This is a genomic window from Aeoliella straminimaris (assembly GCF_024054565.1).
Lineage (GTDB): Bacteria > Planctomycetota > Planctomycetia > Pirellulales > Lacipirellulaceae > Aeoliella > Aeoliella straminimaris.
In genome coordinates this window covers 160,167-179,840 of sequence record NZ_JAMXLR010000026.1, presented here as the reverse complement: position 1 = coordinate 179,840, position 19,674 = coordinate 160,167, and the positions used below count along the sequence as shown (strand labels likewise).

The following is a 19,674-nucleotide window of genomic DNA, read 5'->3' as shown; positions in this document are numbered from 1 at the left end:
AGCGACATGTTAGGTTGAGGTTGCTAGTAAGTAGGTGAGTAGGTGAGTAGGCAGGCTGGCCCAACCGCCGACGAGCGACGCCTCGTCGGGATGTTTGCTGTTTGCGGTTACGCTTCCTGGTCGACCAACGCCCCACTGCTGTTGGCATGGGCGCTGGTGCCGTAGGTGGCTTTCATGCGGCCGCCGGTGGCGATGATCTCGATCATTTGCGACAGGTGCAGCAACGTGCGTTGCACCACTACCCAGTTCGTCAGACTGTGATGTTGTAGTAATCGGCTTTGCTTGCGTGCCTGATCGACAGAGGTCTGCAAATCGCTCCGCTCGGTCGCTGGCAGTGCTTGCGCCAGCGAGCGGACACTGCCGGCGGGCAGACCCTCGCGGCGGGCTTCGCCCAGCAGTTGTTCGCGTTCGGTATGGCAGTGTTCCAGCCGACTCACTAGCTCAGCCTCCCGATTCGTGAACGAGTCGAGCTTTTCGTACTCGCCGGCCGCCAACGATTCGCGTTTCTCGCCCAGCAACGCGAGCAGGTCCCCCTGCACGCTGGAAAGATTCGATAGCAGCTGGCTGATGCGTGCCTCCCAATCGGTGGTGGGAGTGGCCGCGGGCTGCGTAGTGGCTTGATCAGTCATATCAAGGGCTGTTGGTGAAAGTGGGTGAGCTGGACGTCACGAGGCCGATCAGGAATCTCAGGTTAGTAGCGTCGCAGTCCGTTCAGGTCCTGCAGCGACGGGGCGTTCTTGGTTTCGGCGACATTGGCTGCCTGGCGAGCCTCGCGAAGCACTTGGGCATGCTCGGGGAATGCTTGCTCGAACATCGGCTCCGCGAAGCGGTCGCCCGATTGCTCAGCCCACTCTTGCGCGAGCTGCTGGTCGAGTTGGCTTTGGAAGACCTCCTCGCCCCGACCACCATGGAAATAGGCCGGTTTGTCGACTGTCGACCGCATCGACTTGGTCATCTGGCCGTAGAAGGTCTCGCCGACGAACTTCGAGAAGGCGTCGTATACACGCTCGGCGTTCTTCACCGACTGCGACGACGTAGATTGCTCCGCACGCAGGCGGTTGGCCGAGGTCGAAACCTGGGGCAGGTCGTAGTTGGCCGAGGCAAGAGTCGAGGCGATGTTCACGGTAGTGGTCCCGAAGTTCTTGAGGTGAATGGTCGCAATTATTCGATGATCAGCTTGCCGTGCAGCTTGCCGGCGATGGCGATTCGCTGGATGATCTCGATGACGTCCTGCTCGTTCACTTTCAAATTGTTCAGCTGGGTGACCAGCCGTTGCAGACTGGGATTCACCGAGGCGTTGTCGACCAGTTGGGTGAATTCAACTGGCGTGCCGGCTTCGACCACGATGTTGTTGTGGACGACAATCACATCGCCAATTCGTACATCGCCGCTAATCACCACGGTGCCGGTGCGTTTGTTGATCACCACGCGAGCTTCGGCGTCCTCCTCGCTGATCTTCTGTTCGAGCAACTCGTAGGCGAACTGTACTGGCTGATTCCGATAGCTTGTCGGCACTTTGACTTCGATGTTCGTGGCGTCGATTGCGCGAACAAACTGCGTATTGCCTTGCAGACCGCGGGCGGTCAGGTCGGTGGTTGTGTAGTAGCCGGCGTAGTCCATGCGAATCCGCTCGGCAATGTTGGCCGCCGTGTGAAAGCTGGCGTGGTTGGGATCGAGAACCAGGGTGATGAACTTCTCGCCGTTGCGTTCCAGGTAAAACGGCGTACGGACGTCGGCTTCCATGCGACAGCCCTTGTGGACGAAGCCCACCGTGGGGGCGTCGATGCTCTCCACGTGAATCCCTCCCGCGCACGTGGCGTACACTTGGCCATCTTGGGGATTCGGGCCTTGCAGAGCGGCAAATGACAGTTGGCCGCCGTACAGGCTCTTTCCGTTCAGTGCCGATACCGTGCAGTCGAGCTGTTCGCCCCGTCGTACGCCGGTGGCCGGCACCGTGGCCCGAACGATGACGAGTGCGACGTTCTTGATCTTCTTCAGTTCGTTCACCGCTGTCGGATCGAGATAGCCGCCACTGGCAGTTACGGGGCTGCCGAGCAGGTCCATCACCCGAGCGATGGCTTCCATCGTGGCACGATCGCCGGCTTCGCCAGTGCCGTTCAGTCCCACCACCAGGCCAAGGCCGGTAAGCGTGTTTTCTTCCTGCCCCTTCAGGCGGCAGATGTTCCGCAGCTCCGTTTCCGCCGACGCACTTTGGCCCAAGGCCAGCAGGGCGATCGCCAGCACGGTGGGAAGCGTCGGGAACTGAATTCGAGGGAGGATCATCCTGAAAGACTCTCTCGTGTTGGTAGGGAAGAAGAAAAAGACAGAGTTTGGTGAGGAACGTCCGTTTAGAACGGCTTCCACTTGCCCCAGCACTTGTTTAGCCAACCACGATTGGTTCCGTCGCGAACCTGGCCCATCTCGCGTTTATCGATGGCCAGTTCGGCGATTGCATCGCTGCGGACCGTGCGGTCGGGGTTCACGAACTGCCGCGCCACAACACCTCGCAGCGACTGCATCCAAACTTCTTCATTGTTGCGAACCTGCCGGTGGGCCTCGATCACCAGGTCGCCGTTCGGACGGATGTCAACAACCGTGGCGGCAATCTTGAACGTGAGCGAGTCCTCGAGTTCCAATTCGGTTTGGGCTCGCGTCTGGCTGTTCAGCTGGCCGGCGATCGTGGGGTCGCCGCGCGACTGCGGTGCGGCGAAGATGTCGCGGCCGTCGAAGCCGATCCAGTCCAGCAACGCGGCGTTGAAGTTGGAGGTCTTCCGGCTCCGGGTGGTGCCATCGCTATACATCGCGGTGCGGTAGTCGACGATCACAATAATCTTGTCGTTCGGCCGTACCTCGCGTTGCGCTTCGGGGGGCACAGGGCGGAACAGGAACGAAGTCTGATCTAGCGTCAATGGACCGGATGGCAGCAGATCGCCATTGTCCGCTTGTTGCGGCTGGGCCATCAAACTGCCTTCTTGCGCCGAGGCCATCGCCACCGACAACATCAGCATCGCCGCAAAGAGCGTCAGGTGGCGTGGGGTGAAGTAGTTCATCATGATTCGATTCGTGGAGTTGGTAGTTCGCCGTGGCGCTGCAATCGATTATCGGTATCCTGCAGGAGGCAGGGGCTGCCTGCTGCGAATTGTGGTGAGTGTGCTGCCCATGGTGGCCAGCTTGCCCGGGCCGACAACGCGGGCCACCAACCGCTCCTTCGAATTGGGCAGTTCCACCTCGGTGATTTCACCCTGGCGGGCGTCGGTAAGTGCTTTCGCCTGGCGACGAATGATGATGCCGCCACTGGCCGAAACCAGTTCGACGATTTCGTTACGCGTGATCATCTGCGGCGGCAGGCACATCTCGGCTGCGACGACGTCGCCTTCGCGAATGGCCCGAGCCGCTTCGTGCCCCAGCGCTCCTTCCAGCGAGTAGACCATCGTGTGGTTGGACGCAACCCGGGCATCGCGAGGGGGCGATTCAATGGCGACATCGGCCGCCGAGATAAGTTGGCCCTTGGCCAACGATCGCTTGGCCACCAACACGGGGGTCAGGTCGTAGGCCGTGACACTGAGCGGAAGCTCGAGCGGTCCCTTCTCGCCCACGAAGGATATTTCCAATGACTGCCGGCCGAACCACGGGCTGCGACCGCCGCTGACCAGGATTTCGCTCTGCTGAGCCGAGAGCAGTTCGCCATGACGGCGGGACAGATCGAATTCGACGTCCACCAATCCGATCTTGCCGGACTGATCTTCGAGGTAACGTACGATGGCCTCGCGAACCTGGTCGGCCAGTTGATCCTGTTGCTCGCCGGAGAGAAACATTGGATCGCGTTTGACCGGTTGAGGAGCCGGGCCGAGCGTGGTGGTTGGCGGAACGCGAAAACCCATGGAGTTGCTGGCCACAGGGCTTGGTTCGGGCTGGGGGGCAACAGGTGGAGTTGGCTCGAGGCGCGGTTGGTTGTCCCAGCCGATGGCCACTCGCGGCGCGCCGTACACCTTCAGGTCGGTGGCATCGAAGCCGCGGCTCTTCAGCACTTCGCGAACCTGATTGGTGGTAACGTACCGTTTTTCGCCGACCGGCGGCGCCACCCACAGCGGCATCAGTGCCAGTCGTTGCTGCTCGGCCTTGTCCACGTTCTGAATGTCGGCAATGTCGCCCAGTGAAATGACCGACTTGACGGGCGTGACCTTCTCGCGAAGCACCACGTCGGCGGACAACGCATGGCCGCAAACCAGTGCCGAGACCACGAAGGTCGTGATGGCAATCCGTTTTGTTATCAGGTCGAAATTCACGGTTCAGTTCGAGGGGTTAGAGTTCGCTGGGGAGACTACCGGCGGATGTTGGCCACCACTTGCATGATCTGGTCGCCCGCTTGTACCACCTGGCTGTTGAGCTCGAACGCCCGTTGGGTGGTGATCAGGTCGATCAGTTCGGTAACCGGTTCCACGTTCGAAGCTTCCAGGAAGCCTTGGCGGAGCTGACCGAAGCCGGGATCGCCCGGATTGCCGATGGTGGGGTCTCCTGACGAGACCGTCTTGCTGTAGAGGTTGTCGCCCAGCTTCATCAGTCCTTCCGGGTTGACGAACGTGGCGATCTGGATTTGTTCTCCCTGAGTCAGGTCGGTCTCACCGGCGTTGCGATACTGCACGACCCCGTCGTTGGAGATCACAATCTCCACCGCGTCCTGGGGAATGTTGATGGAGGGCTCGATGCGGTAGCCGGTATTGGCCGAACCCAGCACCAATTCGCCGTCGGCGTTGATGCCGAAGTTGCCGGCCCGAGTGTAAAATGGATCGCCGCCGTTGGGATTCTGCACCTGGAAGTAACCACGGCCTTCGATGGCGACGTCGAGTTGCTTCTCGGTGGTTTGAAATGCACCTTGCACTTGCTCGGTCTGCGTGCTTTGAACCCGAACACCAAGACCGACCTCGATGCCGGTCGGTGTGCGACTGCCGTCGGCGTTCTCGGCACCGGGGGCACGAATCTGTCGATAGAACAGGTCTTCGAAGTTCGCCCGGTCTCTCTTAAACGCCGTGGTGTTGACATTGGCCATGTTATTGGCAATCACGTCGAGCTTGGTCTCGAGCGCTTCCATGCCTGTGGCGGCCGTGTAGAGGGTTTGAACACTCATGATGGAATCGGGGGATGGGGGAAGAGTGATTTGGTCTGTGGAAGGTCGTCGACGCTATCAGGCTTGCAGTACTCTGCTGATCAGATTGCCCGTCATACTGTCCTGACTTTGGATGATGCGAACATTGGCTTCGAAAGCTCGTTGGGTTTCGATCATGTCCGTCATCTGACGTACACTTTGGGTGCCCGACATTTCGAGTACACCGGAGCGAACTTCTCGTCGTCCGGCTTCCAGTTGGCTTACGGGGCCGAGCGGTTGGAACAGGTTGTGGCCCACCTTCACCAGGTCGCCCAGCGACTGGGGACCAACGAGTCCGATGGGGACCCGCGAGCCATTCTGGCTGACGTGGCCTGTGGCCGAGATTTCGAATGGTAACTGCGGGTCGAGCGTGATTTCGCTGCCGCCGGAGTCGAGCACCAGCATGCCGTTCTGCGTGACCAGGCGGTTTTGGCTGTCGATCGAGAAGTTGCCTGCTCGCGTGAGCAGTTGTTGGCCGGATTGGTCGCGGACCTGAAAGAACCCATCGCCAATGACGGCCAGGTCCAAGTCGTTGCCAGTGGTTTGGAGCCGCCCGGCGGTGAAATCGGTGGTGGTGTCGATTACGTTGACACCGCCGCCCACGTTGTTCTTGGTGCGGTCGCCCTCGTAGCCGTCGCCCTGTTGAAAGGCTTCGGCCAGGCGCGATTGAAAGCTCACCACGTCGGGCTTGAAGCCGACGGTGTTAACATTGGCCAGATTATTAGCGATCACCTCCAGCCGTTGCTGCTGGACCTGTGCGCCTTCGGCCGACATGTACATTCCGTATGGCATGACAACATATAGTGCTAGCGTCACGCCCCCCTTCGGACTTGTCACGTCTAAAGCACGACGCGTGCCAATTGCCAAAGGGGAATTTCAGAATGTCCCTAAGTGCCTGACAGGCAAGAAGAAAACAGGTTTCCGCGTCCGTGACAGCACGCCCGCGGGCCGCCGATAGCTGGCCCCCTATCGGCATGGGTTGCCGATACCGGTAGACAAAGGTCGGCAGAGTTTGCCGCTAGCACCGCGCAGCCGGGCCGCCTGCACTGCTACCAGACGCCCGGAACCAACCGCCAGGTCCGCTGCATGTACTCGTCGTACCCGAGCAGCTCGCCCCGCAGCAACTGCTCTTCCTTGACGATGCGAAATACCAGCCCGGCCGTGGCCGCCGCCGCGCACCCTGCCGCAACAGGCGAGGCCAGCAGCAGTGGCAAGCCGACCAGCATCATCAAGGTGCCCAGGTACATCGGATGGCGGACGATGCCGTAGAAGCCGGTGTCGATCAGTTGGTGCTCGGGGGCTAGCTCGACGTACGGCGAGAAGGCGCCCGCTAGCTGGTGGTGGCACGTCACCCGAATCGCCACACCGGCCGTCGCCAGCACGCTGCCCACCGCGAGCATGATCCAGCCTGGCCGCGTTGGGCGAACGAGGTGCTCCGCAGTGCCCAGTCCGATGAGCAACCAGTACGGAATGTTCACCGCGAAGAAGGTCCACTCGGCGTGTCGCGGACGGCTGGCCGAACCGGTGCGATGCATCGCCCGCTGCTCGGTCGCACCCTGTGCCAGCGGAATGGCAAGCGCCAGCACCGTTGGCAGATCAATCATGGGAAGATCCCTCAGGGAAAAGCAACGAGCCTCGACCGGATGGGTCGAGGCTCGTGCATGAAGCTCTGTTATTGCTTAGCCGAGTAGTATGACTACTCTTCTTCTTCGGTCTCGGGTTCCTTCTCCAGGTCTTCCAACTCGCCACCAGGGAACTTCTTGTCGGCGATCAACTCGTCGTAGGTGGCCGAGTCTTCGTCGTCCGGATCGGACTTCATCTCGCCTACTTCCTTCAGCACCTTGGCGATCTTCGCGGTATCCTTCTTGTCGTCCTTGCTGATCTTGCCTTCGAACTGCTTACCGTAGGCGTTGCGATTATCCTTCTTCTTGCCTTGATGACAGACCAGGCAGCGGTACTTTCCTTTCGCCACCAGCTTCTGGTAGTCCTTCATCTCTTGCGACTCGTCCGTATCGTCGATGTAGGTGTTTACCCACTCTTTGTGAAATTCGACGAATGCGGAGGCCCGGTGGGCGGTGAGGGTCGCAAGACACATCAGGAGCAAGGTCAAACAGAGTCGTCGCATTGATGCTTACCTTTTCAGACGGAATGGAGGTGGGCACCGCCCAGCGGGCGGCTCTTGAAGGTGGGACTGATCGAAGTCAACTCGCAATGGGGATGACAGGAGTCGAACCTGCACTCCCTGAGGAACTGGAACCTAAATCCAGCGCGTCTGCCAATTCCGCCACATCCCCGCGCGAGTCTGCAATCGTGTAATATCGTAGCCCACTCGGCCGGCAAAGCAATCGTCCGGCCGAGGGACCACGCCTGATCGGTATAACTTTGCTTTAAACTACGACGGATTTGCCGGGTTCGGGTACCGGGTAGTTGCCGTTGGAGTCGGGCACTACCGGCGGGGTTGCGTCCCAGGAGTACTCGTCCGGCGACAGGTCGATCTTGGATGCGGTAGCCTCGTCCCAGCTAACCACCTTGCCCGAGTAGGTCGCCAAGCGGCCCAGAATGGCGGTCATGGTGCTGGTGGCGCCGTATTCGGCTTCGTTCAGGGGGCTGCCGCTGCGGATGCTGGCGAACAGGTCGTCGTGCTCCTGCTGATAGGGGTTCACGCGGGGACCCTTGTAGCGGTTGAGTGGCTTGCCGTCGCGGCCAACCAGTTTACCGCTGCCGACGTGCGACGTGCCCTTGGTGCCATCGGCGAACTCGGAAACCTGGCTCCAGCAACCGGGGATGTGCCGGCAGCAACTGAGCATGGTGGAACCGTCCGGGTAGGTGAACTCGACCATGTGATGATCGAAGATCTGGCCATAGTCCTTGCCGGTCCGCACCTCGCGACCGCCCATGCCCTGGGCCTTGGTAGGCAGCATGTCTTTCAGCCAGTTACTGACGTCCAGATTGTGAATGTGCTGCTCGACGATATGGTCGCCGCAGAGCCAGTTGAAGTAGTACCAGTTGCGCATCTGGTAACGCATTTCGGTTTCGTCGCTTTCGCGACCTTTGACCCAGACGCCACCACCGTTCCAATAGACACGCGTAAGGCCGATGTCGCCCAGCTCGCCGTCTTGGATGCGTTTGATGGTCTCGATGTACAGCGGGTCATGACGGCGCTGCAGGCCGACGCCCACCCCCAGGCCCTTGGCCTTCGACAACTCGGCAGCGGCCAGCACGCGGCGAATGCCCGGCGCGTCGACGGCCACGGGCTTTTCCATGAACACGTGCTTGTCGGCGTTCACCGCCGCTTCGAAATGAATGGGGCGGAAGCCGGGCGGGGTGGCGAGGATCACCAGATCGACGTCGTCCAGATCCAGCACCTTTTGATATGCATCGAAGCCGACGAATCGTCGCTCTTCGGGCACGTCGACCTTGTCACCGTGCCGGGTCACATCCCGCTTGTTCAAGCAGCCACTTTCGCCGCCATCGATGCGATCGCGGAAAGCGTCGGCGACAGCTACCAGCTTCACGTTGTCCGAAGTGCTCAGTGCCTGACCGACGGCCTGGCTGCCGCGACCGCCGCAACCAATGAGCCCGATGCGAATGGTGTCGTCTCCGAAGGGATGCGCGGCACCGACTATCTTGCTGGTGCCCAGGGCAATGCCAGCGGCGGCTAGCGATGAGGTTGCCATGAAGCGACGGCGATCGGTGCCTTGGTTAGACTGCGTGTTGTTCGGCTTGGACATGAGAAGTGCCTGTAACTTGGTTAAGAAGATTGGAAACCACGATGCGGGAGTGCGAGCGTGGGATGCAGACGCGTGTCAACGTAAAGCCAAAGGAGGGAACTGGCAGGCGGGGACGTGTGACTGGTTGTACGCGAATACCAGCCTGTGGATTTGAGCGTCATTCTAGCCAATTGCTCAGCTAGACGCAAATATTTGCGCCATCGACCCTTAGCAGGATCGAGTACGCCTTACAGGTACACCCGGCGGTTGTAGATATACCACTCGAAAAGCAGCACCCCCACGGCCAGCAACAACAGGGGCCGCCACAGGTCTTTGCGAGCGGGCCGGGCACCTTGCGCGGCCACTTCTACATGGCCTATCTTCAAGCCGGCGGCCGACTCGACAATGTCGTCCGGATTGTCATCCGGTGCTGTGGCGATCCGCACATCGCTTTCCTGGCCATCGAACAGATTGACGGTGAATCGGTTTTCCACCTGGTCTTTATCCAATATTTCGTAATAGCCGGGCTGGTCTGTATCGTGGAACAGGTAGGTCCCATCGGCGTTTCGCTTGACGGTCTGCTTCAGTCCATCGGGCCCCGTGACGGTCAGTTCCTTGGCCAACGACTTGGTCCGCAGCGCCAGCGATCGACCCGGCAAATTGGTGCGATCGAGTCCCTCCTGGCTTTGGCCCACGAAGTACGTCAGCGCGTTGAGCAGGAACGTAGGAAAGCTGTAGCGGCGATACCAGTTGGTATTGGGGTACTCACCGCCGTCCTGATAGATGGAGACCTCGAAGCCCAGTACGGCGTCCTCGAATCCCTCGCGCGGGGCGATGGAGATGATGGGGCCGTCAGTCGATTCCACCAACACCTGACCACCAATGGCCGGCGGCACAATGTTACTGGCGCGGATGAAGATGTCGCCCAGTTCCACGTAGGCCATCAGCGGGTGCTCGCGGGCCTGGTCGATAATCTGCGGGTTGTTCACGCGATCGATTTCCACGGTAGCTTCATCGCTGTCATCTTTGTTGTCGTCGGCTGCTTCTGTGTCGGCGGATTCCTCTCCCTCGGTTGACTGCTCGTCGGACTCCGCATCACTGGCGTCGGTGTCATTGGCCACAGTCGGTTTGGCGACGGTTCGCCAGTCGAGGGGCAGGGTGCCAATGAACATGGTGTTGGACCGCGGCATTCGCTTCTCGGGTGTGCACTGATCGTAGATGATCAGGTCGTACGCCCCGCTATCGGCCAGGTCTTGGTGTTCCTTGGTGGTGAGCACACTGGGATCAGCGATCTCGATCTCGCCATACCGGCGGATGCGCTCGGTGGCGAGCGCCGTGGTGAGCAGGCGGTTGCCGGGCGTCACCAACAGCACGCGGCCAGTGGCCGAATCGTTCACGGCCGAGTAGGCGTGATTGTCGACTTCCAGCGCGTCGCCCACTGCCGTGAGGGCCGAGCTGGCGAGCTTCGCTTCCAACTTGCCGGATGTGACACCGATGAGCGAAAAGGTCACGCCGCGCGCGTCGCCGGCCGGGATCTCCACTTCCTGGGCGTCGAGGAATTTGCCGTTGTGCGACAGCTCCACCACGGCCGTCTGCGGCTCGGCCGAATAGTTACTCACCTGGGCGAACGCCTGGCGTTCGTCGGGGCGGTTTTCGTTGCGACGCGTACTGAACGCGGTGATCGCCAAGTTGCCCGAGTCGCTCTCGCCCAGCGGAATGAAAAACTGTGGCTCGAGATTGCCCAATGAGAAATCCTTCACGTCGTCGAACCGACCATCGCTGAAGATATACAGCGTGGTTTTCTCGCCCGTACCAACGTCGATCGCCACATTCGACTCGACCTCGACGACCTGCCCCGGGTTGGCCAGGCCATCGGCCAGTTGCAGGGCGCCTAACAGGTCGGTAGTGTGCGAGGTGAGCTCGATTTTCTCCACCGCTTCGCGGAGCTTGCGGCGGTTGGAGGTGAAGTTCTGCACCACCCGGGCTTCGTCGTTGAAGCTGATGACCATGGCCAGCATGTCGGATTCCATCTGCTCGACCAGTTGGATGACATGCTGCTTGGCCTCGGCCAGGCGGTTTTCGGCCTCGACGTCCTTGGCACCCATGCTGGCCGAGTTGTCGATGGCAAAGATGATCCGCTGTCCCTCGAGCCGGTCGCCTTCCCAGCCAGGCCGCAGTAAGGCGAAAATCGCTAACGCCAGTAATAGCAGTTGCAGGAACAGCAGCAAGCTCTGCCGCAGCTTTTGCCACAGGCTGTTGACGTGCAGGTCTTCGATACTCTTCCGCCACAGATAGGTGCTCGGCACCTCCACGGGCTCGCGCTTGAGCTTCAAGAAATACAGCGCAAGCACCGCCAACGGCAACAAGGCCATGAGCGGCCACAGCCAGTAAGGTTCGAGTGCGTTGCGGAACAGGGAGTTCATAGTTGGATGATTATGTCACGCAGAGACGCGGAGACGCAGAGCGGGCTTACTGGACTCATTTAACTTGCTCGCCAATATCAGCGTAAGATACCCAGTCCTGCGATTCGAGTAGTTGGCAAAGTTCATCCATGGCAGACTCAGTAAACTCAGGACCGGTATAACTGACTTCTGCATGACAAACATGGCCATCATTCTGAAACTGCAAGCTGATGTTTGGTTCAGATAAATCGTTATAGGGCGCTAAGTGGAATACCGCCTTTCGTGTCCACGGATCCTTCAGCGAGGCTATTTCGGCTATTCTTTTGACATCAATTGGCTTGTGCCTACCCGAAGGAAGCAATTCAAAACGCTCAACAGGGCCACAGACATGGGTTGCATCCAAGGTCACTTCGTCGATGCAGCGGTGTACGAACTGCGTGTAGTTCGATTCAGTGGACTTGCTGTAGGATTCGATTCTAATCATCTCGACCGCTCACCCTTGTCACGCTGCAAACTCGATACTTCCTGGTCTGGTACCTCTGCTGTCTCTGCGTCTCTGCGTGACACACCTACCTTACAAGTCCTCGACGTCTCAAATAATTACTCATCAAATCCTTCACCGGCAATTGATTGTGGGCCAGCAGGTAGTGCATTCCGCGGCGGCTGCAGAAGTCCTGTGCCCCGCGGGTGAAGGCGTCGAGCGTTTTTTTGTAGCGGGCCAGCAGCGGGGCGCTCACGGTAATCTCGGCCATGTCCTGGTCTTCGCAGTCGACCAGTTTCAAGTCGCCCTTCACGTCGGGGTCGATCTCTTCCTGGCTAAGGATGTGCATTACGTACACGTCCACCCGACGGGCGACCAGGTATCGCAGCGCGGCTTCGTAGCCTTCCTTATCCATCAGGTCGCTGATCAAGACGACGATGCCTTTGCCTTGGTTTCGCAGGCAGAACCGTTTGACGCCCTCGGCCAGCGAAACGGTTTCGGTGGGTTCCATGGCATTGAGCGTGTCGAGCATCCGCCACACGCTGCGGCGGCCGCGGAGCACGGGGCCGCGCTGGCGAACGGTCTGCCCCAGCGACTCGATCACCACGCGGTCGCTGCGAATCAGGCCGATGAAGCCCAGCGCGGCGGCCAGTTGTTTGGCGTACTGCAGTTTGGTGGGGTCGCCGAAGCCCATCGAGGGGCTCGAGTCGATCAGCGTGTAGAAGTGCAGGTCCTCTTCTTCAAGGAACAGCTTGACGATCAGCTTGTCGAGGCGGGCGTAGAGGTTCCAGTCGAGCGTCCGCAGGTCGTCGCCGGCCACATAGTTGCGAAAGTCGGCGAACTCGACACTTTGCCCTTTGCGTTTGCTACGCCGCTCGCCCTTCATGCGGCCGCGGAAGATTTTCCTGGATACCAGCTCCATCCGTTCGAGCTGGCTCATGAGCTGTGGATCGAGAAGTGATTGAATTTCGGCGGTCGGCATGTCGATTCGTGTTCCAAAGGTGCCTGCTGCCTGGCCGCACTACCGGCCTTTGCAACGGGCGAGATTATCCTACCAACCACACAATGAAGGTGAGCACCACCAACAACCAAGCGATCCACAGCACCAACCCCAGGGCCGCCTTTCGCTGGAGCCCTGGCGGGTTATCGGCGACGCGCTCTTCAACGTAGTCTTCCGACGTGGGCGACGCGAAGGCGTTAGGCGTTGGTTCGGCGTGTGGGTCCATGGCTTGCTCGATGGGGAGATATCCAAGGATACCGCCGGAGCGGGAGAACCGCAAATCGGGCCACCCAGGATAGTTGTCTCGCCCCCAACCCATTCGTGCGTGCGAATGGATTCTTGGGAGGGAACCTCGCCGCGAATGCCTTGAGGAGCGGGGCTGGGAGCACGACCTGCGTGTAAACAGAGATCGCCCCGACAAGCGTACGGGGGAGAGGGAGCACTTTTTCCGCAGCGGCCATGCTGCAAAGACAGGAGCTTAAGCGGCGGCCTGGCTAGCCGCTTGCACGCGACCTTCCGCCAGGTGGACAGTTCGGTCGGCGCCGGCGGCGATGTTCGGGTCGTGGGTGACCATCACAATGGTCAGGTTCTGCTCGGCATTCAGCCGGCGCAGCACTTCCAGGATCTCGTCGCCCGTCTGGCGATCGAGGTTGCCGGTCGGCTCATCGGCCAGCAGCAACTGGGGCTCGGAAATCAGCGCCCGAGCGATCGCGGTCCGCTGCATCTCGCCGCCCGATAGCTCGCGCGGTTTGTGGTTCAGGCGGTGCCCGAGGCCGACGGTCTCGAGTAGTGCTTTAGCCCGCTCCTGGTATTCGCGGCGTTTGGCCCAGTAGCTCAAGACCGAGTGACGGATCATAACCGGCGCGAGCACGTTTTCGATGGTCGTCAGTTCTGGCAGCAAGTGATAGAACTGGAAGATCAAGCCGATGTGCCGGTTCCGTAGGATGTCACGCCCGGCGGCCGCCAAATTGTCGATACGATTGCCTTCGAAGTAGATTTCGCCACCGTCCGGTCGGTCGAGTGTACCTAGTAGGTGCAACAGGGTGCTCTTGCCACTGCCACTTTGGCCGACGATGGAAACCAACTCGCCGGGGGCAACGTTAAAGTCGACCCCCTTGAGCACGGGCAATTTCACCTCGCCCTTGCTGTAGACTTTTCTCACTCCGCTGGCGGAGAGCAATGGCTGGTATTTGGTCGTCGACATGTTTTTGGTCGATAAAGTTGGAGTCTTGACTGTCGGAACAGTTAGCGGAGTAGGGGAACGCTCTGTTTACTCAAATCGCAATGCCTGCACGGGATGCATTTTCGCGGCGCGTATTGCCGGCAGTACACTGGCCAGCACGGCGATCAGCATGGCCCCGATCGCGATCCAGCCCACGGTGAAGGGTTCGACGATGGTTGGAATCTTGTACAGGTAATACACGGCCGGGTCGAACACCGGTGTGCCGGTGGCCCGGCCCAACAGGTCGGCAATTTCGTTGATGTATTTGACAAACAGCAGCCCACCGACGATGCCCAAACCAGCGCCCACGATGCCCAAGCTGAAGCCATAGGTCAGGAAAATGCCCATCACGCCTTCGCTCGACGCGCCGAGGCTCTTCAGGATGCCGATGTCGCGAGTTTTCTCCACGACGATCATGAAGAAGATGGCCAGGATGCCGAAGCCGGCGACTGCGATGATCAGGAACAGCAGCACGTTGAGCACCAAGGTTTCGGTCTGCACGGCTGCCAGCAGCGGGCCTTCCATGTCGCGCCAGGTGCTCACATCGTACAGGTGCAGTTGGAAATGCTCGCGGAGCTTGTCGCGCACCGCATTCAGGTCGGCCCCTTCGGCCAGTTTGATTTGAATGGCGTTCACGAAGCGAATGCCGCTTTGCGGGTCGATCATGCCCCGCATTTCCTGGAACTTGTCGAGTGGGATGAACATGTACTGCATGTCGTACTGCGCCATCTTGCTCTCGTAAAAGTCGGTAACGGTGAGCTTCGAACTACGAAACTCGGGCGGACGGCCACACGAAGGGAAGTGAATCTCCACGTCGTCGCCCGGCAGCAGTTGGAACACGTCGGTGCCGTCGGCGGTGCGGTGACTGCACAACCCAATGCCAAGCACGGTGCCGGCGTGTTGTTCGGTGGCGGGGTCAAAAGTTTCCTGAACCGGCGCCGGTGCGGTTGCAAAGGGGCTGTCGTCGGTGGCCGCAGCATTCTCTTGGGCCGCGGTCTGGATGGGAGGTTGCACTGCGATTCGCTTCTCGAATTCGGCGTTCGCGCGGCGGTGCTTCCAGCCGGCCTGTTTCATCTGTTCGCGGGGCTTCACCTTCCGCATGTCCTCGGCCTGGTGATCCATCACGTCGTAGCCGTCTTCCTTGAGTTGGAAGTCGAGGTGCTCGCGATTTTCGGGATGCTGCAGGTAGTATCCGAACTTGCTGACGCTGGAGTACGTTTCCGGATCGATGCCGATCACGGTTACCTGGCGGGTGAAGTACTGACCACGAAAGTAGTAGGCGAGCGCTGCCGGCACCTGGGCGGTAGGGGTCATGCCCACGACGTCGTCGCCGGCGACCTTGCGAATCTCCGCCATGTGCCATTCGGGGTTGGCCATCCCTTCGAGACTGCGGCTGGTGATAATGACGTCGGACAGCACGTCGTTCATCCGCCCCTGCATTTCGTGGGCGAAGCCGTCCATCACGCTGTTGACCACAATCATGGTGGCCACACCGAGGGTAACGCTGATAATCGAGGCTAGCGCAATGTACCGTGTCCGTAGGTACCGCCAGCATAAGAGCAGTTTGTACATCGCCAATCCGTGGCTGAAGTCGTCGAGACATGCGCTCCATCGTGGATGTGCATGCAACCGGTGGGGCCCGCAGCATACTGGCCACGGGTGTTCCGCGCCCAGAGCGGTTTAGTGTGCTAGCAAGCTGGGGATTTGACGCGCTAGTCCCACTTGCTTTTGCCGCCGCTTATCGAGTACTTGCCCGCACCGAGCAGCGCTACCGCGATGCCGCCGAGCACGTACATGTACTTGGCCTCGAGCACCAGGCCGCCGTACTGTTCGAGTTGCAGCAATTGGCGGCTGTACGCCAGGTAGATCACCAGAACCGCGTTGATGGCGAACACCACCGCTGCGGGGCGAGTGTAGTAGCCGACGATCATCAACAGCGGTGCTAGCACTTCGCCAAGGTAGACGCCATAGGCCAGGAAACCTGGCAGGCCATGGTCGACCAGCATTCCTTGCAGGTAGTTCAACACCGTGGAGCTGGCCTTGGCCATGCCGTGGGGCAGCATCAGCACACCCAGCGTCACGCGCAGGATGAGTTTTCCAGTATCTTCCATGAATTCAGCACGCAGGGGGTTCGAGTATTCGACACGCTCGGCCACCGGGCCGACGTCAATCCGAACATGGGGGGGACGATTCTTGCGGATCGCGACTCGGCCGCAAAGAGCAATCACTCAGCCGGAAGCCACTCGAGATGCTCGAGACGCGACTTCGGGAACCAGCGAAAGCGACCATCTTCGTATTCGAAGACGATTTCGTCGCCCATGAAGTGCAGCGACTGCAGCCGGAATCCATTGCTGCCAGTCGTACTGTTGGGCGAAGTCCGCTCGCGATAGCTTACCGTCAGCGGACCTTCGATGGTGGTTTGCGGACCGCCATCGGGAAACTGGCCAATCTGCTGCTGGCTGGAAACCTGCTCCTGGGTAAGCCATAACGCCAGACCGAGCGCGACAATGACCGTGACCAGAATCATGTCGCGAAGCGAGAACCGGATGGGCAATTTCATCAGGAAGTTTCCGGCCGCAGCAGCGGGAACAGAATCACGTCGCGGATTGTCTGCGAATTGGTCAGCAGCATTACCAACCGGTCAATGCCGATTCCCAGGCCGCCGGCAGGCGGCATGCCGTTGCGCAGGGCGCGAATAAAGTCGGTATCCATCTTTGCCATGGAATCTTCTTCGCTCAAGCCATCGAGCTGAGTTTTGAACAATTCCTCTTGCAGGTCCGGATCGTTGAGCTCGGTATACGCATTGGCCACTTCCATGCCGTCGATGAACAGCTCGAACCGCTCGGCGACGTTGGGATTGTCCCGCTTCCGCTTGGTCAGCGGGCAGATGCTGGCCGGGTAGTCGGTTACGAACACCGGGCCCACCAGGGCATCTTCAACCTTCTCCTCGAAGACGTCGCTCTTGATCACATCGGGGTGGCGACCCTTGGTTTCGAAGCCAATCTTCTCGGCCAGCGCGGCCACGCCCGCGGTGTCGTGGGGGTCGACCCCCGTGTGCTCGGCGAACAGTTCGTCGTACGTCTTGCGGGCGAACGGTGGCGTGAAGTCGATGGTGGTCTCCTTCCAGGGCAGGACCAAGCTCTCTTCCGCCGGGCTGGGGGACGGGCCAGCCCGCATCGCTTTGATGCCGTTGACGATGCAGGCCTCGGTCAGGTCCATCATCGTGTTGTAGTCGCCGTACGCTTCGTACACCTCGAGCATGGTGAACTCGGGGTTGTGCTTGGGGCTGATTCCTTCGTTGCGATAGACACGGCCCAGCTCGTAGACGCGTTCGATACCACCGACCAATAGTCGCTTGAGGTGCAATTCGAGCGCGATCCGCAAGAACAGGGGAATGTCGAGTGCATTGTGATGCGTGTTGAAGGGCCGGGCTGCCGCCCCACCGGCGATGGAGTGCAGCGTGGGACCTTCGACTTCCACAAAGTCGCGTTCGGCCAAAGTGTCGCGGATGCTACGGACGATTCGCGTGCGGGCGAGGAACGTATCCATCACGCCATCGGTGTGAATCAAATCGACGTACCGCATCCGCTGACGCAACTCGGGGTCGTTGAGCCCATGGTGCTTTTCTGGCGGCGGATCGAGTGTCTTGGTGAGGAAGTGCACCCGCTCGGCACTGATGGAGACCTCGCCGGTGTTCGAGACGGTCAGAGTACCGTCGACGCCGATGATGTCGCCGAGGTCGAGTTGTTCGACCACCTGCCAGTCGTTGCCTACCTGCTTTTGCCCGACCATCAACTGGATCTTGCCGGTCATGTCCTTCAGGTCGATGAAGTGCAGCTTGCCCTTGTTGCGGTGCAGCACGATGCGTCCAGCGGCACGGACCTTGGGACCCACGAGCTCGCCCTGGCCCTGTTCACGCTTCCAATCGCGGAAGTTGAAATCTTCCGGCTGGGCGGCAAAGTCGGGTAGCGGTACGGTTTTTCCGTCCTCGGTTCGGTAAACCACTTCGTCCAGCTGGCCACGGATGGCGGCGACCGATTGATGGTTCTCGAACCGTCCGCCCCAGGGATCGTGCCCCAGGGCCCGGATGGCCTCGAGTTTCTTGCGGCGGGCTACGCGGGGATCGGTGAGGTTTTCGTCGTTGTTGGCGGGATCGTCGGCCATGACACCACTGCTTGCAGAACCAAGGGGCGGGAAAAGCCGTAATTCTAGTGGGGGCAAGCGGTTCGAGAAAGGATGGCAGGGCATCGGCGCGCGAGTTGCCACCGCGGAGCGATGGGCGGGCAGGTTTCCCGCGGAGGGAGAGACTATCGTCCTCTGCACAGGCCGGCTCGAGACATTCGGCTGGCGGTACACGACGTGGCAATTTCGGGGAAATACGAAAACCTCGTTTGCGTTGACCGGCACGGCCCGTCGCCCTAACATTCGACCCAGACGCCCGCCCCTCAGGTCCCCGACAGGCAACCGTATGATCAAACGAGTGATTCTGCTGGTTCTACTGTCCGTGGTAACGGTGCTACTGTTAGGGGCGGGTAGCATGTACTGGGCGGTCACCAGCAGCCAGCCGCACTACATGGCGGCCCTGAAAGAACCCGCCGAGGTGCTGGAAGAAGGAAGCCGCCAGCTCGAAAGCCGCTTCACGACGCTATCCAGCGATCTGGAATTGGAAGGCGATTGGCGGACCGTAGTGTCGGACCATGAGGTTAACGGCTGGCTGGCGTACAAGCTGCCTGAGTCGTTCCCCAATCTACTGCCCAAGGAGATCCGCGACCCACGTGTCGCGATTACGCCCAACCAACTGATCCTGGCCGCCCGATCGGATGTGGCCGGTGTTGATACCGTGGTGAGCGTGCTGGTCGAGCCGTATGTCACCGAAGACGGCGACCTGGCGATCGAGCTGCAGCAGGTACTCGCCGGTATGCTACCAGTGCCCACCAAGGACATCGTCGATCGTCTACAAAGGGGAGTCCGCCGGGCCGGGTTGCCGATCCGCTGGACCCGCAATGGTCCGAACACCGTGATGATCGTCGATCGAGAACTCTGGGATCGCGACATCTCGCAGCACCGTACGCTCGAAGCCATTGAACTGGCCGAAGGCGAAATGTTCCTGACGGGCCGTACCGAAGAGGTGCAGGTGGAGGAAGTGCAGGTAGAGGAAGTGCAGGTGGAGGAAGTGGAAACTGCCCGCGAACCGGTCGTTCCAGGGCGGGCCAGCGAGAGCCTGTCGCGATAGACGTCGCGGCGTTGGCCTACCCGGCGGCTACCGAACGGACAGTTGCCACCGTTCGCCGGAGCTCGACTCCAGCAGCAGCACGCGGACGCCGCGCTCAGAAGCGAGCTGCACGCAGATCCGCTGATCGGTGGACTCCTGCCATTGGCACTGACCTTCGAGCACACGAGTTACGACGCCTCGGTCCTTGCTCACTGGGCCTTCGTACTCCAAGTAATGCTTGCGATGATCCGGCAGCCGCAGCGCCTCGACCACCGTTGGCCCTTGGTCGCCTTCGATTCCCGCGGGCAGTTCTTCGAGCGCCCAGGTCCAGCACACTTCTTCGCGCTCAAGCAATAGATCCCAGTGACTTCCGCGGCGGAAGTCGGCTGGTACCGCGTGGCGGAGCAAGGCGAAGCGGGTGATCATGTGGCGAGCCCTGGGACGGTGGAGTTGGCACTCCTCAGACTATACTGCCCTCGGCTCGTTGCCCACGGTGTGGGCCGG

21 protein-coding genes and 1 tRNA gene are annotated in these 19,674 nt (G+C 60.3%); 1 reads left to right on the top strand and 21 read right to left on the bottom strand.

Features of this window, described 5'->3' with window-relative positions; genetic code table 11:
* Nucleotides 1-107: 107 nt before the first annotated feature.
* From flgN to lysS, 20 genes are all read right to left on the bottom strand, one after another.
* Nucleotides 108-629, bottom strand: coding sequence for a flagellar export chaperone FlgN (gene flgN, locus NG895_RS07620; protein WP_252851877.1), 522 nt, complete (start codon nucleotides 627-629; stop codon nucleotides 108-110).
* Between the two features lie 62 nt (nucleotides 630-691).
* Nucleotides 692-1,123 carry a rod-binding protein gene (locus NG895_RS30550; RefSeq protein ID WP_252851876.1) on the bottom strand — a complete coding sequence of 144 codons (432 nt, stop codon included), beginning with the start codon at nucleotides 1,121-1,123 and terminating at the stop codon, nucleotides 692-694.
* 38 nt (nucleotides 1,124-1,161) lie between these two features.
* Nucleotides 1,162-2,283 (bottom strand): flagellar basal body P-ring protein FlgI, encoded by a 1,122-nt coding sequence (locus NG895_RS07610; RefSeq protein WP_252851875.1) that lies wholly within the window; start codon nucleotides 2,281-2,283, stop codon nucleotides 1,162-1,164.
* Nucleotides 2,284-2,348: 65 nt separating this feature from the next.
* Nucleotides 2,349-3,053 carry a flagellar basal body L-ring protein FlgH gene (locus tag NG895_RS07605; protein WP_252851874.1) on the bottom strand — a complete coding sequence of 235 codons (705 nt, stop codon included), beginning with the start codon at nucleotides 3,051-3,053 and terminating at the stop codon, nucleotides 2,349-2,351.
* Nucleotides 3,054-3,098: 45 nt separating this feature from the next.
* A complete protein-coding gene (gene flgA / locus NG895_RS30545; RefSeq protein ID WP_252851873.1) occupies nucleotides 3,099-4,286 on the bottom strand; it encodes a flagellar basal body P-ring formation chaperone FlgA in 1,188 nt (395 codons plus the stop codon).
* Nucleotides 4,287-4,321: 35 nt separating this feature from the next.
* Complete coding sequence (gene flgG / locus NG895_RS07595; RefSeq protein ID WP_252851872.1) at nucleotides 4,322-5,125, bottom strand: flagellar basal-body rod protein FlgG; 804 nt, start codon at nucleotides 5,123-5,125, stop codon at nucleotides 4,322-4,324.
* Between the two features lie 57 nt (nucleotides 5,126-5,182).
* Nucleotides 5,183-5,935, bottom strand: a complete 753-nt coding sequence (flgF, locus tag NG895_RS07590; RefSeq protein ID WP_252851871.1) for a flagellar basal-body rod protein FlgF — start codon at nucleotides 5,933-5,935, stop codon at nucleotides 5,183-5,185.
* 257 nt (nucleotides 5,936-6,192) lie between these two features.
* Nucleotides 6,193-6,747 (bottom strand): methyltransferase family protein, encoded by a 555-nt coding sequence (locus tag NG895_RS07585; protein ID WP_252851870.1) that lies wholly within the window; start codon nucleotides 6,745-6,747, stop codon nucleotides 6,193-6,195.
* Between the two features lie 92 nt (nucleotides 6,748-6,839).
* On the bottom strand, nucleotides 6,840-7,268 hold the full coding sequence (locus NG895_RS07580) for a hypothetical protein (RefSeq protein WP_252851869.1): 429 nt from the start codon (nucleotides 7,266-7,268) through the stop codon (nucleotides 6,840-6,842).
* Between the two features lie 87 nt (nucleotides 7,269-7,355).
* A tRNA-Leu gene (locus NG895_RS07575) sits at nucleotides 7,356-7,437 on the bottom strand.
* A 93-nt stretch (nucleotides 7,438-7,530) separates the two neighbouring features.
* On the bottom strand, nucleotides 7,531-8,874 hold the full coding sequence (locus tag NG895_RS07570) for a Gfo/Idh/MocA family protein (protein WP_252851868.1): 1,344 nt from the start codon (nucleotides 8,872-8,874) through the stop codon (nucleotides 7,531-7,533).
* Between the two features lie 227 nt (nucleotides 8,875-9,101).
* A complete protein-coding gene (locus NG895_RS07565) occupies nucleotides 9,102-11,276 on the bottom strand; it encodes a vWA domain-containing protein (protein ID WP_252851867.1) in 2,175 nt (724 codons plus the stop codon).
* 55 nt (nucleotides 11,277-11,331) lie between these two features.
* Entirely contained in the window at nucleotides 11,332-11,739 is a 408-nt protein-coding gene (locus NG895_RS07560) for a hypothetical protein (protein ID WP_252851866.1), read from the bottom strand.
* A gap of 85 nt (nucleotides 11,740-11,824) precedes the next feature.
* Nucleotides 11,825-12,718, bottom strand: a complete 894-nt coding sequence (locus tag NG895_RS07555; RefSeq protein ID WP_252851865.1) for a DUF58 domain-containing protein — start codon at nucleotides 12,716-12,718, stop codon at nucleotides 11,825-11,827.
* Nucleotides 12,719-12,782: 64 nt separating this feature from the next.
* Entirely contained in the window at nucleotides 12,783-12,962 is a 180-nt protein-coding gene (locus NG895_RS07550; protein WP_252851864.1) for a hypothetical protein, read from the bottom strand.
* Between the two features lie 252 nt (nucleotides 12,963-13,214).
* A complete protein-coding gene (locus NG895_RS07545) occupies nucleotides 13,215-13,940 on the bottom strand; it encodes an ABC transporter ATP-binding protein (protein WP_252851863.1) in 726 nt (241 codons plus the stop codon).
* Nucleotides 13,941-14,006: 66 nt separating this feature from the next.
* On the bottom strand, nucleotides 14,007-15,530 hold the full coding sequence (locus tag NG895_RS07540; RefSeq protein ID WP_252851862.1) for an ABC transporter permease: 1,524 nt from the start codon (nucleotides 15,528-15,530) through the stop codon (nucleotides 14,007-14,009).
* A gap of 140 nt (nucleotides 15,531-15,670) precedes the next feature.
* Entirely contained in the window at nucleotides 15,671-16,069 is a 399-nt protein-coding gene (locus tag NG895_RS07535) for a DoxX family protein (protein WP_252851861.1), read from the bottom strand.
* Between the two features lie 113 nt (nucleotides 16,070-16,182).
* Complete coding sequence (locus tag NG895_RS07530; RefSeq protein ID WP_252851860.1) at nucleotides 16,183-16,518, bottom strand: hypothetical protein; 336 nt, start codon at nucleotides 16,516-16,518, stop codon at nucleotides 16,183-16,185.
* Nucleotides 16,518-18,122, bottom strand: a complete 1,605-nt coding sequence (gene lysS, locus NG895_RS07525; protein WP_252851859.1) for a lysine--tRNA ligase — start codon at nucleotides 18,120-18,122, stop codon at nucleotides 16,518-16,520. The genes NG895_RS07530 and lysS overlap by 1 nt, the downstream gene beginning before the upstream one ends.
* Before the next feature lie 304 nt (nucleotides 18,123-18,426).
* Between lysS and NG895_RS07520 the strand changes: the two genes are divergently transcribed.
* Nucleotides 18,427-19,191 (top strand): hypothetical protein, encoded by a 765-nt coding sequence (locus NG895_RS07520; protein WP_252851858.1) that lies wholly within the window; start codon nucleotides 18,427-18,429, stop codon nucleotides 19,189-19,191.
* Between the two features lie 27 nt (nucleotides 19,192-19,218).
* Here NG895_RS07520 and NG895_RS07515 read toward each other — a convergent pair whose 3' ends face one another.
* Entirely contained in the window at nucleotides 19,219-19,596 is a 378-nt protein-coding gene (locus NG895_RS07515) for a DNA polymerase ligase N-terminal domain-containing protein (protein WP_252851857.1), read from the bottom strand.
* Between the last annotated feature and the right edge of the window lie 78 nt (nucleotides 19,597-19,674).

Bases quoted from the DNA above. Each gene is read 5' to 3' on its own strand.
- flgN (WP_252851877.1), bottom strand. From the start codon at position 629: ATGACTGATCAAGCCACTACGCAGCCCGCGGCCACTCCCACCACCGAT.
- NG895_RS07610 (WP_252851875.1), bottom strand. From the start codon at position 2,283: ATGATCCTCCCTCGAATTCAGTTCCCGACGCTTCCCACCGTGCTGGCG.
- NG895_RS07605 (WP_252851874.1), bottom strand. From the start codon at position 3,053: ATGATGAACTACTTCACCCCACGCCACCTGACGCTCTTTGCGGCGATG.
- flgG (WP_252851872.1), bottom strand. From the start codon at position 5,125: ATGAGTGTTCAAACCCTCTACACGGCCGCCACAGGCATGGAAGCGCTC.
- flgF (WP_252851871.1), bottom strand. From the start codon at position 5,935: ATGCCATACGGAATGTACATGTCGGCCGAAGGCGCACAGGTCCAGCAG.
- NG895_RS07585 (WP_252851870.1), bottom strand. From the start codon at position 6,747: ATGATTGATCTGCCAACGGTGCTGGCGCTTGCCATTCCGCTGGCACAG.
- NG895_RS07580 (WP_252851869.1), bottom strand. From the start codon at position 7,268: ATGCGACGACTCTGTTTGACCTTGCTCCTGATGTGTCTTGCGACCCTC.
- NG895_RS07570 (WP_252851868.1), bottom strand. From the start codon at position 8,874: ATGTCCAAGCCGAACAACACGCAGTCTAACCAAGGCACCGATCGCCGT.
- NG895_RS07565 (WP_252851867.1), bottom strand. From the start codon at position 11,276: ATGAACTCCCTGTTCCGCAACGCACTCGAACCTTACTGGCTGTGGCCG.
- NG895_RS07560 (WP_252851866.1), bottom strand. From the start codon at position 11,739: ATGATTAGAATCGAATCCTACAGCAAGTCCACTGAATCGAACTACACG.
- NG895_RS07555 (WP_252851865.1), bottom strand. From the start codon at position 12,718: ATGCCGACCGCCGAAATTCAATCACTTCTCGATCCACAGCTCATGAGC.
- NG895_RS07550 (WP_252851864.1), bottom strand. From the start codon at position 12,962: ATGGACCCACACGCCGAACCAACGCCTAACGCCTTCGCGTCGCCCACG.
- NG895_RS07545 (WP_252851863.1), bottom strand. From the start codon at position 13,940: ATGTCGACGACCAAATACCAGCCATTGCTCTCCGCCAGCGGAGTGAGA.
- NG895_RS07540 (WP_252851862.1), bottom strand. From the start codon at position 15,530: ATGTACAAACTGCTCTTATGCTGGCGGTACCTACGGACACGGTACATT.
- NG895_RS07535 (WP_252851861.1), bottom strand. From the start codon at position 16,069: ATGGAAGATACTGGAAAACTCATCCTGCGCGTGACGCTGGGTGTGCTG.
- NG895_RS07530 (WP_252851860.1), bottom strand. From the start codon at position 16,518: ATGAAATTGCCCATCCGGTTCTCGCTTCGCGACATGATTCTGGTCACG.
- lysS (WP_252851859.1), bottom strand. From the start codon at position 18,122: ATGGCCGACGATCCCGCCAACAACGACGAAAACCTCACCGATCCCCGC.
- NG895_RS07520 (WP_252851858.1), top strand. From the start codon at position 18,427: ATGATCAAACGAGTGATTCTGCTGGTTCTACTGTCCGTGGTAACGGTG.
- NG895_RS07515 (WP_252851857.1), bottom strand. From the start codon at position 19,596: ATGATCACCCGCTTCGCCTTGCTCCGCCACGCGGTACCAGCCGACTTC.